Here is a 15,253-nt window from a genome sequence, read left to right as displayed (position 1 = left end):
GAGATGGCGGTTTTTTTGTGCGGTGTTGCGTCCATACGCCCAAAACGATTATGATGATGGCAGCAGTGTAAGAAACGGGAGTGGTTCAGTTTGAATAAGATCATGATTGTGGAAGACAGTGAAGACATTCGTGGACTGTTGCAGAATTACCTTGAAAAATACGGATATCAAACAGTGGTCACCGCGGATTTCACGGCTGTTCTTGATGTTTTTTTGCGGGAAAAGCCTGATGTAGTGCTGCTTGATATCAATTTGCCGGCATATGACGGATATTATTGGTGCCGCCAGATCCGCCAGCACTCCACAAGCCCGATCATTTTTATTTCAGCCAGAAGCGGGGAAATGGATCAGGTGATGGCGATTGAAAACGGGGGAGACGATTATATAGAAAAACCGTTTTCCTACGATATTGTGCTGGCGAAAATCAAAAGCCAGATCCGCAGGGCGTACGGGGAGTACGCCGCAAAGCAGGGGGAGAAAGTGGTTGAATATGCCGGCGTTCAGCTCTTTGTAGAACGGTTTGAACTGCGTTATCAGGATGAAAAAAGCGAGCTTTCTAAAAAAGAAAGTAAGCTTTTGGAAGTGCTGCTGGAGCGGGGAGAAAAGGTGACGGGTCGGGACCGTCTCATGGAAAAGACGTGGGACACCGACATTTTTGTCGATGATAATACACTTAACGTGTATATCACGCGGCTCAGAAAAAAACTGCGGGAGCTGAATGCGCCTGTTTCTATTGAACCGGTGCGGGGCGAAGGCTACCAGCTGAGGGCGCAGTCATGAAGCTGTTTCTACGGTCTCATACAGTGCTGATTCTGCTTTTTCTCCTTCAAGGGCTGTTTGTCTTCTTTTATTACTGGTTTGCGGGTCTTCATTCTTTTTCTCACTTGTTTTACATATTGGGCGTGCAGCTTCTTATTTTGGCGGGCTATCTTGCCTATCGCTGGTACAAAGACCGCGGCGTGTATCATTGGCTCAGCTCGGGGCAGGAAGGGACGGATATCCCGTATCTCGGTTCTTCAGTGTTCTGTTCAGAGCTGTATGAAAAGCAGATGGAGCTGATCCGGCTGCAGCACCAAAAGCTCCATGAGACCGAAGCCAAGCTTGACGCGCGGGTGACGTATATGAATCAATGGGTGCATCAAGTAAAGACGCCGCTGTCGGTCATTAATTTAATCATTCAAGAAGAGGATGAGCCCGTTTTTGAACAAATCAAAAAAGAAGTCCGGCAGATTGAATTCGGGCTGGAGACGCTTCTTTATTCTTCAAGGCTCGACCTGTTTGAACGGGATTTTAAAATTGAAGCGGTTTCTCTGTCCGAGCTTCTTCAATCAGTCATTCAAAGCTATAAACGATTTTTTATTCAATACCGCGTTTATCCCAAAATGGACATTTGCGACGATCATCAGATTTACACCGATGCAAAATGGCTCAAATTTGCGATCGGCCAAGTGGTCACAAATGCGGTCAAGTATTCAGCGGGCAAGAGTGACAGACTTGAGCTGAATGTCTTCCGCGATGAAGACAGGACGGTGCTTGAAGTCAAAGATTACGGTGTCGGGATTCCCTCCCAAGATATCAAGCGGGTGTTTGACCCTTATTACACCGGTGAAAACGGGCGGCGTTTCCAAGAATCTACGGGAATCGGCCTCCATCTCGTCAAAGAAATTACAGGTAAGCTCAATCATAGGGTAGACATCAGCTCGTCTCCCGGTGAAGGGACATCAGTTCGATTTTCATTTCTTACAAAAATGTAAGGCTGCGTTAAGAAAACAACATAGCTCGCTTTGTTTCCCCTTGATAACATGGATTTATGTCAAGGGGATTTTTATGTTGAACGTCCCGGCACTACATGAAAGCAGCCCAGATCAACAAGAATAAAACCATAAGGAGGATTCTCATGGCGAATATGCTTGAAGTCAAACATATAAATAAAACCTATAAAGGACAAGTGTCCTATCAAGCCTTAAAGCAAATTTCATTTTCAATTGAAGAAGGCGAGTTCACGGCGGTGATGGGGCCGTCCGGGTCCGGAAAAACAACGCTTTTGAATATCATTTCAACGATCGACCGTCCGGATTCAGGCGATATCCTGATTCACGGAGAAAACCCGCATCGTCTGAAGCGGACAAAGCTCGCTCATTTCCGCCGCAAGCAGCTCGGATTTGTGTTTCAGGATTTCAACCTTCTGGACACGCTGACAATCGGTGAAAATATCATGCTGCCGTTAACGCTTGAAAAAGAAGCACCGTCTGTAATGAAAGAAAAACTGCAAGGCATCGCGACAAAGCTCGGTATCGAAAATCTGCTCAACAAACGGACGTTTGAAGTATCCGGAGGACAGCGCCAGCGTGCCGCCATCGCAAGAGCGGTCATTCATAAGCCGTCACTCATCCTGGCCGATGAACCGACGGGCAACCTTGATTCCAAAGCATCAAAAGACGTCATGGAAACGATGCAGAGCCTGAATCAGGATGATCATGTCACGGCTTTGATGGTGACCCACGATCCTGTTGCGGCAAGCTACTGCCGCCGCGTCATCTTTATAAAAGACGGCGAACTGTTTAATGAGATTTACCGCGGGGAAAACCGCCAAGTATTTTATGAACAAATTCTCGATGTGCTGTCTATGCTGGGGGGAAACGCAAATGACCTTTCTTCAGTTCGCTTATAAAAACGTCACGAGAAACAAAAGGGCCTATCTTGCATTCTTTTTAAGCAGCGCCTTTTCCGTTTTGATTTTCTTTACCTTTGCGATGTTCCTGTTTCATCCGGCATTAAAGGAAGGCTACCTGAATAATATCGCCAAAAAAGGCTTAACCGCCGCGGAATGGATGATCTTTGTTTTTTCTTTCTTATTTGTTCTGTATTCGGTTAACGCATTTTTGAAATCAAGAAATAAAGAATTCGGCATCCTGCTCATGCAGGGCATCACGCCGGGGCAGCTGAGAAAGCTCATTACTGCGGAAAATATGATCATCGGCGTCATGTCAATTGCAGCCGGCATAATCGGAGGATTCATTTTTTCAAAGACGTTCTTTACGGTCGGCGCTTATATTTTAGAAATGGACGCGCTGCCTTTGTATATGCCTTGGAAAGCGCTCGGTATTACGGCCGGCGGATTTCTGCTCTTATTTTTCCTTTTATCGCAGTTTACGATCCTTTTTGTCAGATCAAATACGGTTATCAAATTAATAAAGGGCACTGACAAGATTAAGCCGGAGCCTAAGCCGTCCGTACTTCTGTCCTTATTCGGCATCGCCTGTCTGTGCGGCGGGTACGGCATGGTCCTTAAAGGCAATGTCCACGGGGCCGAACCGTTTATCATTTTACTGCTCACCGTCATCGGAACATATTTCTTTTTCAGCCAAAGCAGCATATGGATTCTGCGCGCGCTGAAAAAGTGGAAAACCTTTTATTTGCGCGGGAAAAATGTCATTTGGGTTTCTGATCTTGTCTATCGTTTAAAAGACAACGCCCGCCTGTTCTTTATTGTCAGCATTATTTCAGCGGTTGCGTTTACTGCGACAGGCGTGCTCGCAATGTACAAATCGACCGTCGGAGCAGAAGAGTCCGCTTATGAGATGGAGTATATATCTTTTAGCAACAATCCAAAAGAACAGACTCATTTGAAAGATATTGACCATGAACTGAAAACACACGGCTTTACGTATAAGAAAGACAAAATAGATGTTTCCTATGTCCGCTATCAGGAAGGAGAAACTGTTCCCCCTGTTTACATGATCAGCAAATCGGATGTATCAAAATACTTCCATGTTAAGCTGAGCGGCCTGAAAAATGATGAGGCTGTCTACTTCCCGGGCACGTATGACCGCAATTTCAAAAACAAAGCGCCGGATCAGCTGAAGCTGCTGAACCAAAAAGGCAAGCTGTCCGGACAAAAACTGTCAGTAAAAGAAGTTAAAAAACCGCTGATTTCATTGAATGCCATCATCGCGGTGAACGATCAAACCTTTGATCAGCTTAAATCACTCGGTGATAAAGCGTCATTATACGGCTACAGCTACGATCATTGGAAAGACAGTCTTGGGATCAGCCAATCCTTGAAAAATGAGATTTACGGCAACTATATCGACGTTCATTCTGATTTTATGGCAAAAGCCGGGACTTACTATGATACGGTGCAGTTGCCGAGCCTGAGTTTATTTATCGGCCTGTTTATCGCAATTGTATTCTTTGTCGCGGCAGCAAGTTTCTTATATTTCAGGCTGTTCACTGATTTAGATGAAGACCGGGAGCGCTACCGTTCACTGGCCAAAATCGGCCTGAGTGAGCGTGAAATGGCACAAAGCGTGACAATACAATTGGCAATTCTTTTCTTCTTTCCATTTGTCATTGCGGTCATGCATACGCTGTTTGCCTTGAGGACATTGGCTGTGGAAGGCTATTCCGATGTAGCGGGACCGCTTAGTCTCACCATCGGAGGGTTTTTCATTTTTCAGCTTCTATTCTTCCTCGCGGTGCGGTCAAGCTATTTGAAAAAAATGAACAAGTAAGGGGAGTGCAAAGGTGAAAAAAGCAATGGCAATCCTGGCCGTCTTGGCGGCTGCTGCTGTAATATGCGGGCTTCTCTTTTTTCATAACGATGTTACAGACAGATTTAATCCGTTTATTCACCAGCAAGATGTCTATGTGCAGATTGATCGAGATGGCAAACATCTTAGCCCAGGCGGTACTGAGTATACATTAGACGGATACAATGCATCCGGAAAAAAAGAAGAAGTGACCTTTTTCGCCGGCAAAGAGCTTCGGAAAAACGCGTATTTGAAGGTGAAGGCGAAAGGAAAGTATGTCGAGACTTGGGAAGAAGTCAGGTTTGAAGATATGCCGGACTCCGTACAGTCAAAATTAAAGTGAATCATAAAAAACGGCACAGCGTCATGACTGTGCCGTTTTTTTATTTTTTATTTTCTTCGGCCCGTTTGATCAGCATGTCGGTGATGATATCCACCTGTTTGCTGACAGAAATCGGATCGTACGGGTAGAACGTGTCAAAGTCGTTGATAAACACACGGTTATGTTTGACAGCGTCTAGGTTTTTCCAAATAGAGGATTCCTTCAACTTGTCGAGTGTTTTGCTTTCGCCTTTCGGATTGTAGTCCGTAATGAACATATAATCTGCGGCATACTCAGGAATGACCTCTTGAGAGAGCTGTTTCATCTCTCCTTTTTTGATGACATCTTGCTCAATTTTTTCAGGCGCTTTTAACCCAAGCGCGTTGTATACAGCTTGGCCGCCGCGTCCGCCATTGTCATTGAACACCCAGAATTCGCCTTTGTCCGTGTTTTCATAAATGCCGAAGGTCGCATCTTTGTCGATGACACCGGCAATTTTCTTTTTGGCTGCTTCTGCTTTTTTGTTAAAGTCAGCCATAAATGATTTAGCTTCATCTTTCGCTCCGGCGATATCCCCGAACATGCTGACTGTGTCTTCTACGTTTTTCGCTGTGTTATAAGGAACGACAACAGTTGGAGCGATTTTCTTTAATTTATCGACATTCTCTTCATTCATGACAACAATTAAGTCAGGCTGAAGCTCCATCACTTTTTCAACGCTGATCGGATCACCGACATCCTTCACATCTTTCAGCTTTGATTTTAAAAACGGATTATCAAATGACCATGAGCCCGAGCCGACCACATTCGCCCCGACAGACAGCAATTCTCCAGCATAAAAATCAGTTACGATGCGTTTCGGATGTGCAGGAATGTTGACGTTCCCTTTTGTTGATTTGTATGTTCTCATTTCTGTCTTTTCGGAAGCTGAATCACTTGAGCTTCCTTTCGAAGCCGTGCCGCTGCAAGCACTGACAAACATGAGAAGCAGCACCAGCATGCCCACGAGCAATGTGTTCTTTTTCATCAAGAACCCCCCAATATGTATTTTTGGTTCATTAGTAATGATTATCATTATCAATTAATAATATAGCAAGAAACCTGTGCCCCGTCTATCACTATTTTAAAGAGGGAAAGTTTTTTCGTTTACAGGTGACGCGATTTGCTTAATCGATTATTATAGGTAAATAGGAGGAGAAAAATATGGGAATTACTAAAAGAGGTGCTGCTTGGGAATGGCTGCATAGCTGGTGGATGCTGTTTATTTTCATGCCTTTTGCCATTACCAGTTTTTTTGCCTTTTTATTTATTGGCATCAAGGTTAGAAATAGAAAGTGGATCATGTACGGAATCATTTATTTTTTCGTATTTGCGTTTGGTTTTGTGCTGCCCGATCTGCCCGGGATTTTTATTGTGCTCCCGCTGTGGGCTGTGACGATTATTCATGGTTTTAAAGTGCGCCCGCTGTATCTGATTCAGTTGGAGGTCTACAAGGATCATGTAGAGGCACGGGCCTTTGCCGAGGCAAGAAGTGAAGCGGAGAGCAGATTTCATGCGCCGAAACAGTCTATTCAAGATATACATATTCGAAAAGAACAGTAAGAAAAAAAGCTCAACACTAGCATTGTGTTGAGCTTTTTATATGTTACTGCTGATAGGATTGCTGCTGGAAAGGCGTGTTTTGGCCGAATGGAAGTGTAGACACATTCGTATTCATCACGTTGGATTGCCCAGTGAGTTCCTGCTGCATTTGGTTGCACATGTTGACAACCTGCTGGCATTTTTGAATCGCCATGTCATGTCCGTGCAGCGCTTGCTGAATGGTATGTGCAGCTTGTTGTTCGTGGTTTAGAATCTGCTGCAGCATTTGGATGTTTTGCTGCTCCTGATGAAGCATTTGGCGATATTGCTGGCTGCTTTGCTGTGTTTGCTGAATGAGCTGCTGAGCAGTCTGGCGGCATTGGTTTAGCTGCTGCAAGCCGTGTTGTGTATTATGCATGAATGATCCCTCCAGTATCGATTGACGTGAGTCGGTATTATCATGCAACCTGATTGAAAAGAAATTCTGCAAATGATTAACTACAATTATTTTCCTTAGCCTCTCTATCTTTGAATGAAAACGGTAAACATTGTATACTGGTAAAAACCCTTTTTATGTAAATGGTGCGCTTTAATACCATAAGAAGTGCGGAAAACGAAACCCTGAAATCAGGAGAATCGTATTCCGCTTTTTTCTGTGCCTGCTTCAAAAACCGCCTTCGCCTGCAGTAAATGGGATATTCAGCCTGTTTTCTACTGTACGGAGGCGCTGATTGAGCCGGTTTAAGCGGCGTGTATGGCGTTCAACAGCCTGGCTTAGCTGATTGACCTGTTCGGCAATCCGTGCAATTTCCCGATTTTGACGGCGGTCTTCGTTTGTCAGACGGGTTAATTCTCTCGACTGCTGTTCATTTTGCCGTTCAAGTGCTGCGATTCTTCTTTCCAATGCCGGCTGTCTGTCCATTTGGTATGGATCGTATACATCCTGCTGCGGATAAGAATTGTACTCATAGTGGCTATAGTAAGGTTCCTGCTGAGGCAGCTGAGGGCTGTAATATTGATAAGGGTTCATGTGATCAGTCTCCTTAAAAAATGTAAATGTGGGTGAATTCCTTATAACTTATGTAGTCATTGGCACAGTGCCACGGCATTCGCCCAAAAAGAGGAGGAAAGGATGTGATCTCCTTGAGAAACAAATATAACATTTTGCTTTTAACTGCTGTATTCATCATGGTATCGGGCTGCCAACAGCAAAAAGAGGAGACGCCGTTTTATTACGGAACGTGGGATGAGGGAATGACTCCCGGGCCCATGGACGGCGTGAAATCAGCAACAGTCACATTTACCAAAGACGAGGTAGTGGAGACGGAAGTCATTGAAGGAAGAGGAGAGGTGCATCTGCCATTTATGGCGTATAAGGTGATTTCCCAAAGCACTGACGGGTCCATTGAGATTCAGTATCTCGGCTCCTATTATCCGCTCAAAAGCACGCTGAAAAGAGGAGAAAACGGGACGTTGATCTGGGAGCAAAATGGCCAGACAAAAACGATGACAAGAATCGAATCAAAGACAGGCAAGGAGGAGAAAGATGAGAAATAAAAAAGCAGAAAGACTGGTGGTAACAGGACTTATTCTACATATCATTCAGTGGCTATTTATATTATGGGCTTTTCTCAAGATCAAACACTTATTTAGTGACTATACGATCTATAACCCTAATGTCATCAGCGGATCGATGCAGTCCTTATCGTTTATACAAATGCTGCGCGCTATGATCTACTCAGGGGCAATCGTGAATTATGTATTGTTTATTGCGCTTCTATTGCTTATTTATTCTGTTGTGCTTCATGCCATCTTGATTGTTCTGGAAATGGCCGCTTACGTCATGATCAGACGAAACCCCGCATCTTCATGGGTATTCTTTTTGATGGCAGCGGGAGTAAAGCTTGCCATCTTGAATATCACCGGCATTCCATTTTTAGCTGCCGGCTTCCTGCTGATGAAACAGGAAAAAGCAGAAAACGGCGGCATGGAGACGGAAAGAATGCGGAAACCGCGCACGCGTATCCGAAGACAAGGCCGGCGTCTAAACAGAATCCGGAGAAAATCATCTCTTCAGGTTGAATATCAAAAAGAAAAAACGATATGATGGGACTATAGCCTGAAAACGACACTAAGGAGATGCAGGATGTACAAACTAATTGCAATTGATATGGACGGAACACTTTTAAATGATCATCATGAAGTAACAGAGGAGGTCCGCAACGCGCTTCACGCGGCAAAAGCGGAAGGCGTCAAAATTATGCTTTGCACCGGCCGGCCTATCGGGGGCGTGCGGAGATATTTAGATGAATTAAATTTAATTGAAGAAGGTGACTATGTCATCGCGTATAACGGAGCGCTTGTTCAAAATACGCATACAAATGAAGTGGTCACGGAGCTGTCTCTCGGATATGATGATTTGGCTTCATTATATGACCTGAGCTTAGAGCTGAAGACGCCGATGCATTTCTTTGACTCATCTAACCTGTATACGCCTAACCGGGATATCAGTGAATTTACCGTATACGAATCCTATGTGACACAAGTGCCGCTTCATTACCGCAAGATTGACGAGGTGCCAAAAGATATCCTCATCCCAAAAGTGATGTTTATTGATAAACCGGAGAACTTAAGCCACGTCATTACATCAATTCCAAAAGACGTGAGAGAAAAATATACGATGGTCAGAAGCGCACCTTTCTTTTATGAAATTCTTCATCCTGAAGCCAGTAAAGGAAATGCCGTACGTCAGCTGGCGCAGCTGCTTGGAATTGAACAGGAGGAAGTTATGTGCATAGGCGACAACGGGAACGACCTGACAATGATTGAATGGGCGGGCTGCGGCGTTGCCATGGCAAACGCCATCCCAGAAGTATTGGAAGCCGCAAACTTTCAAACACGTTCCAACAATGAACATGGTGTTGCGCATGCCATTCACGAGCTTGTTTTGGCGAAATAATGAAATCCAGCCTCTTAGAAGGCTGGATTTTTTGTTATCTCGGCTTTATTGTGCCAAGTACGGTCTGTTTTTTTGCGGAATGGACACTAAGATTTCTTTTCCTGCTGCAGAGGCCTGTAGAAATAAAAAGGAAGCAATCACCATAAACATCAGCATAGTACATTTTTTCTCATGAACGAATTTCCTTACCTTTCTTTTGGAAGGTAATGTTAATCTTTTGACGAATCTATTTGACTTTCGTTATGCTGATAAAACAAGTTGTTCACAAAATGTATGATTTTATCCTGAATTGAAAGGGGACTGAATCAGATGTGCACAAGTCTTACATTGGAAACTGCTGACCGGAATCATTTATTAGCGAGGACAATGGATTTCGCATTTCAGCTGGGGACGGAGGTCATTCTCTATCCGCGCCGTTACAACTGGAAGAGTGAAGCTGACGGAAAGGTGCATCAAACACAGTACGCGTTTATCGGTATGGGGAGAAAACTTGGAAATATATTATTTGCCGACGGTGTTAATGAAAGCGGTTTATCTTGTGCGACGCTTTATTTTATGGGATATGCGGAGTACGAAAAAACGATACGGGGAGACGGCGTTCATATTGCCCCGCATGAGTTTGTAACATGGGCGCTGTCAGCCTGCAAGTCTTTGGAAGACGTAAAAGAAAAGATCCACTTTTTAACGATTGTGGAGAAGAAATTAGATCTACTGGATACAGTTTTACCGCTGCACTGGATTTTGTCAGACCGGACGGGACGCAGCCTGACGATAGAACCGAGAGCAGACGGCATCAAAATCTATGACAATCAACCAGGTGTCATGACGAACAGCCCCGACTTTTTATGGCATGTGAGCAATCTTCGCCAATATATAGGAATAAGGCCGAAACAATTCGAGAGCAAGGAGATGGGCGGATTAACGCTGTCCGCTTTTGGCCAAGGCTCGGGTACTGTGGGTCTGCCGGGAGATTATACACCGCCTTCACGGTTTGTCAGAGCTGTTTTTCTGAAAGAACATCTAGAGACGGCGGCAGATGAAACGAAAGGAGTATCAGCAGCTTTTCAGCTTTTGGCAAACATGGCGATACCAAAGGGTGCTGTAATAACGGAAGAAGACGAAATTGATTATACGCAATATACTTCTGTGATGTGCAGCGACACGGGAAACTACTACTTTCACCACTACGACAATCGGCAAATCCAAAAAGTAAGTTTATTTCATGAAGACCTTGACCGTTTGGAGCCTAAAGTGTTTTCCGCTAAAGCAGAAGAAACTATTTTAGAGCTTAATTAAGATTCAATCAGCTGATTCCGGTATGATTCGGGGTCAGCTTATTTTTTTTGTACAATGTCACAGTTTCTGAATGACAACGCCGATCACGTGCGTTTATTTGCAAAGAGCAAAAACAGCGCCAAAACAGATGGCGAAATCAAAAATGCGTAAGGTTGGAGCACAGATAAGGTGCAAGCTGCATTTATATAAAAAACTTTGGATCAAAACTGAGTCTCAGCATCATCAGACTCAATTTATTTTTTCGAATATACAGGTTGCACTAATGCCGCCCCATCATGATCCCGCGAGGTTCTTTTCTGCTAGAAAAGAAAAATTTTTTCTCAATTCATTGACAAACTCACAAGACAAATGTACATTTTGATTTATTCATATTAAACAACTAGGAATATAGTAGTTTATTTTTCGGATTTTTCAGCCTAAAACCTAATAAAAGGAGAAACGTCATGACAAGCAAAAAGAAACAAATCAAATTAGGGGTTTTCCTTGCGGGGACAGGACATCATGTGGCGTCTTGGCGGCACCCGGACGCGCCTTCAGATGCGAGCATGAATTTGGATTATTTTAAAGATCTTGCGAAAACAGCGGAGCGAGGCAAGCTGGATATGCTGTTTTTAGCGGATAGCCTTTCAATAGACAGCAAGTCTCATCCGAATGTGTTAACAAGGTTTGAGCCATTTACCTTGCTCTCTGCTTTGGCGCAGGTCACATCAAGAATCGGATTGACAGCAACAGCTTCTACCACATACAGCGAGCCATTTCACATTGCCAGACAGTTCGCTTCACTGGATCATCTGTCCAACGGCCGTGCCGGATGGAACGTCGTCACTTCATCTATTGAATCAACAGCGCTTAATTTCAGCGGTGAAAAGCACCTTGAACACCATTTGCGTTATCAGCGGGCAGAGGAATTTGTCGAGGTTGTAAAGGGACTTTGGGATTCATGGGAAGAGGACGCCTTTATCCGCAATAAAGAAACAGGTGAATTCTTTGAGAAAGAAAAAATGCACGAGCTTAACCATAAAGGAGAATATTTCTCGGTTCGCGGGCCTCTGAACGTTTCAAGAACGCCGCAGGGACAGCCGGTGATTATCCAGGCGGGATCATCAGGAGACGGAAAAGCGCTGGCTGCCAGAACAGCAGAAGTGATCTTCACAGCGCAAAACCATCTGGAATCGGCTCAAGAATTTTATCAATCGATCAAAGAGCAGGCAGCCGAATTCGGGCGTGATCCGGAAAAAATTGCAATCATGCCGGGGATTTTCCCGATCATTGCTGATACCGAAGAAGAAGCACAAGCCAAGTATGAGGAGCTTCAAGATCTGATTATTCCATCCGTCGGTCTGCAAATTCTCCAAAATTATTTAGGCGGAATTGATTTGTCTTCGTATCCGCTTGACGGGCCGCTGCCGAAGCTTGACGCGGATGCTTCCAATGCGGTGAAGAGCCGGTTCAAGCTTGTTCAAGAAATGGCTGAACGAGACAATATGACAATACGCGAGCTTTACAAATATGTTGCAGGCTCCAGAGGCCATCATATCTTCGTCGGTACGCCGGAGCAGCTCGCTGACAAGATGCAGGAATGGGTGGATAAGAAAGCGTGTGACGGGTTTAACATCATGCCTCCGCTTCTTCCGGAAGGAATTGAAGTGTTTGTTGAGAAAGTGGTTCCGATTTTACAGGAGCGCGGCGTGTTCAGAAAAGAATATGAAGGCACAACATTAAGAGAGCACTTCGGTTTGGAAAAGCCGGTAAACCGTTATGCAAAGTAAGGAGGAACGCTAGATGAAGGCACAATATCGCCTTGCAGTTGAACGTGATGCCGAACAGCTTCTCGAGCTGACATTGCGGGCTTATGAACCGATTCGAAAGCTCGGTATTCGTTTTGCAGCCGCTCATGCGGACTTGGATTTGGTGTTAACTAACATCAGGAAAAACGCCTGCTACGTCATGGAAGAGGACGGGCGGATCATCGCGACCATCTCCTTAAGAATGCCGTGGGGACAGCAGCCGGGACCTTATGGCGTTCCGCATATCTGGTGGTTCGCTGTTGACCCTGACACCGGTCAAAAAGGAATCGGAACAAAGCTGCTTCAATGGCTTGAGGAAACGATCCTTCGTGATACGTTAAAGGTTCCGTTTGTCTCACTTGGAACAGCGGATAAGCATCCGTGGCTGATTGAGATGTACGAACGAAAAGGCTATGTCCGCGCGGGTGAACAAGACCTTGGCAAAGGGCATATGACAATCTATATGAAAAAACAATTGCGAAATGATCTATAAAAGAGAAAAGGCGGGGAAATCAAAATGAAAAAGAAAAAGTGGACTGTGCTGTTAATTGCCGCATTATTAGCGGTGCTCTCAGCTTGCGGCAATGGTAACAGCAGCAGTAAAGAGGATGACAACGTACTTCATGTCGGTGCAACCGGGCAGAGCTACCCGTTTGCTTATAAAGAAAACGGAAAACTGACAGGTTTTGATGTGGAAGTGATGGAAGCGGTCGCTATGAAAATTGACATGAAGCTGGACTGGAAGCTGCTTGAATTCAGCGGGCTGATGGGGGAGCTTCAAACAGGAAAGCTTGACACCATTTCCAACCAGGTAGCGGTGACAGATGAACGCAAGGAAATGTATAACTTTACTGAACCATACGCTTATGCGGGAACACAGATTGTCGTCAAAAAAGACAATAACGACATCAAATCAGTTGACGATTTAAAAGGGAAGACGGTCGCTGCCGTTCTCGGTTCAAATCATGCAAAAAACCTTGAAAGCAAAGATCCTGATAAAAAAATCAATATCAAAACATACGAAACACAAGAAGGCACGCTGAAGGATGTTGCTTACGGCCGTGTAGACGCTTATGTCAACAGCCGAACTGTGCTGATGGCGCAAATTAAGAAAACCGGCTTGCCGTTAAAGCTTGCAGGAGATCCGATTGTTTACGAACAAGTTGCATTCCCATTTGCCAAGGACGACGCGCACGACAAGCTCCGCAAAAAAGTCAATAATGCGCTTGATGAATTGCGTAAAGACGGAACACTGAAAAAGCTCTCCGAAAAATATTTTAATGAAGATATCACAGTAGAACAGAAGCATTAAGAAACGGCGGTGAATCACCAGAATGAACACAATTGATTGGGAATTCATGATATCAGCGTTCCCGACTTTAATTCAGGCTCTTCCGATTACCTTGTTTATGGCTGTAGCAGCTATGATTTTTGCCATTATCGGAGGACTTATTCTTGCACTCATCACAAAGAACAAAATCCCAGTGCTTCATCAGCTGTCAAAGCTGTATATCTCTTTTTTCCGGGGCGTGCCGACACTTGTGCAGCTGTTCTTAATCTACTACGGGCTGCCGCAGTTATTTCCAGAGATGAGCAAAATGACAGCTCTCACAGCTGCCATCATCGGATTAAGCTTAAAAAACGCAGCTTATTTAGCAGAAATCTTCCGTGCCGCCCTCAATTCTGTTGATGACGGGCAGCTGGAGGCGTGCCTGTCTGTCGGCATGACAAAACTTCAGGCATACAGACGGATTATTCTGCCGCAGGCTGTCCGAAATGCGATTCCGGCAACGGGCAATACATTTATCGGACTACTCAAAGAAACGTCATTGGCCTTTACATTAGGGGTCATGGAGATGTTCGCCCAAGGGAAGATGTACGCATCAGGAAACCTCAAATATTTTGAGACGTACTTGGCGGTTGCGATTGTCTATTGGGTTCTTACCATTATCTACAGCATTTTGCAGGACTTGTTTGAACGCGCCATGAGCAAGCCATACCGGACTTAGAGGTGAAATCAGTTGATAACAGTAAAAAATATTCGCAAAGCGTTTAAAGATCTCGTCGTGCTCGACGGAATCGATCTAGAGGTGAAACGCGGAGAAGTAGTTGCGATCATCGGTCCGTCCGGTTCTGGAAAATCAACGCTTCTCCGGTGCTTGAATTTACTAGAGCGTCCGGATCAAGGCCTCATTGAAATAGGGGAAGCCAAGCTGAACGCGGAAAAGTTTACACGCAAGGAAGCACACCGGCTTCGCCAGCAAACGGCCATGGTCTTTCAAAACTACAATCTGTTTAAAAATAAAACCGCTCTGCAAAACATTACAGAAGCTTTAATCGTGGCTCAACACAAATCACGTGATGAAGCAAAACGCATTGGAATGGATATTCTGAAACAAGTCGGTCTAGAGCATAAAGCTGACAGCTATCCGATCACAATGTCCGGCGGCCAGCAGCAGCGAATCGGCATCGCGCGGGCACTTGCGGTCAATCCGCATGCGATTTTGCTGGATGAACCAACTTCTGCGCTTGACCCTGAGCTCGTCACAGGGGTGCTTCAGGTTATTAAATCCATCGCGGAAAAACAAACAACGATGATCATCGTGACACACGAAATGGCATTTGCAAAAGAGGTCGCTGATAAAGTGATATTTATGGCAGATGGCCATATTGTCGAGCAGGGAACGCCGGAAGAACTGTTTGACCATCCGAAAAATGAGCGGACGAAGAGATTTATCAAGCAGGTGGGAGAGCCTGCAGAGCTTATATAAGAAGG

General features: G+C 44.8%; 18 protein-coding genes. 15 read left to right on the top strand and 3 right to left on the bottom strand.

What is annotated here, in order from left to right:
• Nucleotides 1-90 precede the first annotated feature (90 nt).
• The 5 genes from yxdJ to M1M80_RS20735 all read left to right on the top strand — a co-directional run bounded on the left by yxdJ (nt 91) and on the right by M1M80_RS20735 (nt 4,875).
• Nucleotides 91-780, top strand: coding sequence for a two-component system response regulator YxdJ (gene yxdJ / locus M1M80_RS20755; RefSeq protein ID WP_003236371.1), 690 nt, complete (start codon nt 91-93; stop codon nt 778-780).
• Nucleotides 777-1,754 (top strand): two-component system sensor histidine kinase YxdK, encoded by a 978-nt coding sequence (gene yxdK / locus M1M80_RS20750; RefSeq protein WP_003236369.1) that lies wholly within the window; start codon nt 777-779, stop codon nt 1,752-1,754. The genes yxdJ and yxdK overlap by 4 nt, the downstream gene beginning before the upstream one ends.
• 143 nt (nt 1,755-1,897) lie before the next feature.
• A complete protein-coding gene (yxdL, locus tag M1M80_RS20745) occupies nt 1,898-2,671 on the top strand; it encodes an ABC transporter ATP-binding protein YxdL (protein WP_003236367.1) in 774 nt (257 codons plus the stop codon).
• The gene (gene yxdM / locus M1M80_RS20740; RefSeq protein WP_060399881.1) at nt 2,646-4,514 is read left to right on the top strand and encodes an ABC transporter permease YxdM; all 1,869 of its coding nucleotides are present in this window, start codon (nt 2,646-2,648) and stop codon (nt 4,512-4,514) included. The genes yxdL and yxdM overlap by 26 nt, the downstream gene beginning before the upstream one ends.
• Nucleotides 4,515-4,527: 13 nt before the next feature.
• Complete coding sequence (locus tag M1M80_RS20735) at nt 4,528-4,875, top strand: YxeA family protein (RefSeq protein ID WP_014478474.1); 348 nt, start codon at nt 4,528-4,530, stop codon at nt 4,873-4,875.
• A gap of 40 nt (nt 4,876-4,915) precedes the next feature.
• Here M1M80_RS20735 and M1M80_RS20730 read toward each other — a convergent pair whose 3' ends face one another.
• Nucleotides 4,916-5,881 (bottom strand): iron-hydroxamate ABC transporter substrate-binding protein, encoded by a 966-nt coding sequence (locus M1M80_RS20730; protein ID WP_060399880.1) that lies wholly within the window; start codon nt 5,879-5,881, stop codon nt 4,916-4,918.
• 176 nt (nt 5,882-6,057) lie between these two features.
• Between M1M80_RS20730 and M1M80_RS20725 the strand changes: the two genes are divergently transcribed.
• Complete coding sequence (locus tag M1M80_RS20725) at nt 6,058-6,456, top strand: hypothetical protein (protein WP_060399879.1); 399 nt, start codon at nt 6,058-6,060, stop codon at nt 6,454-6,456.
• A gap of 43 nt (nt 6,457-6,499) precedes the next feature.
• Here M1M80_RS20725 and M1M80_RS20720 read toward each other — a convergent pair whose 3' ends face one another.
• Both M1M80_RS20720 and cotNE read right to left on the bottom strand, forming a co-directional pair.
• A complete protein-coding gene (locus M1M80_RS20720; RefSeq protein WP_060399878.1) occupies nt 6,500-6,853 on the bottom strand; it encodes a hypothetical protein in 354 nt (117 codons plus the stop codon).
• A 246-nt stretch (nt 6,854-7,099) separates the two neighbouring features.
• Nucleotides 7,100-7,465: an inner spore coat protein CotNE gene (gene cotNE, locus M1M80_RS20715; protein WP_003236354.1), complete on the bottom strand. Its 366-nt coding sequence runs from the start codon at nt 7,463-7,465 to the stop codon at nt 7,100-7,102.
• A gap of 158 nt (nt 7,466-7,623) precedes the next feature.
• On the opposite strand from cotNE, the gene M1M80_RS20710 reads away from it, so the two are divergent.
• From M1M80_RS20710 to M1M80_RS20670, 9 genes are all read left to right on the top strand, one after another.
• On the top strand, nt 7,624-7,992 hold the full coding sequence (locus tag M1M80_RS20710) for a DUF3255 family protein (protein ID WP_060400074.1): 369 nt from the start codon (nt 7,624-7,626) through the stop codon (nt 7,990-7,992).
• The gene (locus tag M1M80_RS20705) at nt 7,982-8,542 is read left to right on the top strand and encodes a hypothetical protein (RefSeq protein WP_060399877.1); all 561 of its coding nucleotides are present in this window, start codon (nt 7,982-7,984) and stop codon (nt 8,540-8,542) included. The genes M1M80_RS20710 and M1M80_RS20705 overlap by 11 nt, the downstream gene beginning before the upstream one ends.
• Nucleotides 8,543-8,581: 39 nt before the next feature.
• Nucleotides 8,582-9,394: a sugar-phosphatase gene (gene yidA, locus M1M80_RS20700; RefSeq protein ID WP_060399876.1), complete on the top strand. Its 813-nt coding sequence runs from the start codon at nt 8,582-8,584 to the stop codon at nt 9,392-9,394.
• 309 nt (nt 9,395-9,703) lie between these two features.
• Nucleotides 9,704-10,690: a choloylglycine hydrolase family protein gene (locus M1M80_RS20695; RefSeq protein ID WP_060399875.1), complete on the top strand. Its 987-nt coding sequence runs from the start codon at nt 9,704-9,706 to the stop codon at nt 10,688-10,690.
• A 443-nt stretch (nt 10,691-11,133) separates the two neighbouring features.
• Entirely contained in the window at nt 11,134-12,459 is a 1,326-nt protein-coding gene (locus tag M1M80_RS20690) for an LLM class flavin-dependent oxidoreductase (RefSeq protein WP_060399874.1), read from the top strand.
• Between the two features lie 13 nt (nt 12,460-12,472).
• Complete coding sequence (locus tag M1M80_RS20685) at nt 12,473-12,970, top strand: GNAT family N-acetyltransferase (RefSeq protein WP_003236337.1); 498 nt, start codon at nt 12,473-12,475, stop codon at nt 12,968-12,970.
• 24 nt (nt 12,971-12,994) lie between these two features.
• The gene (locus M1M80_RS20680) at nt 12,995-13,789 is read left to right on the top strand and encodes an amino acid ABC transporter substrate-binding protein (protein WP_060399873.1); all 795 of its coding nucleotides are present in this window, start codon (nt 12,995-12,997) and stop codon (nt 13,787-13,789) included.
• A 22-nt stretch (nt 13,790-13,811) separates the two neighbouring features.
• Nucleotides 13,812-14,486 (top strand): amino acid ABC transporter permease, encoded by a 675-nt coding sequence (locus tag M1M80_RS20675; protein WP_003236334.1) that lies wholly within the window; start codon nt 13,812-13,814, stop codon nt 14,484-14,486.
• Between the two features lie 12 nt (nt 14,487-14,498).
• Entirely contained in the window at nt 14,499-15,248 is a 750-nt protein-coding gene (locus M1M80_RS20670) for an amino acid ABC transporter ATP-binding protein (protein ID WP_003236332.1), read from the top strand.
• The last annotated feature ends 5 nt before the right edge of the window (nt 15,249-15,253 follow it).

The sequence above is a fragment of the Bacillus inaquosorum genome, from assembly GCF_023238325.1.
Taxonomy (GTDB): domain Bacteria; phylum Bacillota; class Bacilli; order Bacillales; family Bacillaceae; genus Bacillus; species Bacillus inaquosorum.
Note: the sequence above shows the minus strand (reverse complement) of the source record. Positions and strands in the feature narration are given on the sequence as shown.

What these genes read in the sequence shown, in the direction of transcription:
- yxdK (WP_003236369.1), top strand. Translation starts at nt 777, where the DNA reads ATGAAGCTGTTTCTACGGTCTCATACAGTGCTGATTCTGCTTTTTCTC.
- yxdL (WP_003236367.1), top strand. Translation starts at nt 1,898, where the DNA reads ATGGCGAATATGCTTGAAGTCAAACATATAAATAAAACCTATAAAGGA.
- yxdM (WP_060399881.1), top strand. Translation starts at nt 2,646, where the DNA reads ATGACCTTTCTTCAGTTCGCTTATAAAAACGTCACGAGAAACAAAAGG.
- M1M80_RS20730 (WP_060399880.1), bottom strand. Translation starts at nt 5,881, where the DNA reads ATGAAAAAGAACACATTGCTCGTGGGCATGCTGGTGCTGCTTCTCATG.
- M1M80_RS20725 (WP_060399879.1), top strand. Translation starts at nt 6,058, where the DNA reads ATGGGAATTACTAAAAGAGGTGCTGCTTGGGAATGGCTGCATAGCTGG.
- M1M80_RS20720 (WP_060399878.1), bottom strand. Translation starts at nt 6,853, where the DNA reads ATGCATAATACACAACACGGCTTGCAGCAGCTAAACCAATGCCGCCAG.
- cotNE (WP_003236354.1), bottom strand. Translation starts at nt 7,465, where the DNA reads ATGAACCCTTATCAATATTACAGCCCTCAGCTGCCTCAGCAGGAACCT.
- M1M80_RS20710 (WP_060400074.1), top strand. Translation starts at nt 7,624, where the DNA reads ATGGTATCGGGCTGCCAACAGCAAAAAGAGGAGACGCCGTTTTATTAC.
- M1M80_RS20705 (WP_060399877.1), top strand. Translation starts at nt 7,982, where the DNA reads ATGAGAAATAAAAAAGCAGAAAGACTGGTGGTAACAGGACTTATTCTA.
- yidA (WP_060399876.1), top strand. Translation starts at nt 8,582, where the DNA reads ATGTACAAACTAATTGCAATTGATATGGACGGAACACTTTTAAATGAT.
- M1M80_RS20695 (WP_060399875.1), top strand. Translation starts at nt 9,704, where the DNA reads ATGTGCACAAGTCTTACATTGGAAACTGCTGACCGGAATCATTTATTA.
- M1M80_RS20690 (WP_060399874.1), top strand. Translation starts at nt 11,134, where the DNA reads ATGACAAGCAAAAAGAAACAAATCAAATTAGGGGTTTTCCTTGCGGGG.
- M1M80_RS20685 (WP_003236337.1), top strand. Translation starts at nt 12,473, where the DNA reads ATGAAGGCACAATATCGCCTTGCAGTTGAACGTGATGCCGAACAGCTT.
- M1M80_RS20680 (WP_060399873.1), top strand. Translation starts at nt 12,995, where the DNA reads ATGAAAAAGAAAAAGTGGACTGTGCTGTTAATTGCCGCATTATTAGCG.
- M1M80_RS20675 (WP_003236334.1), top strand. Translation starts at nt 13,812, where the DNA reads ATGAACACAATTGATTGGGAATTCATGATATCAGCGTTCCCGACTTTA.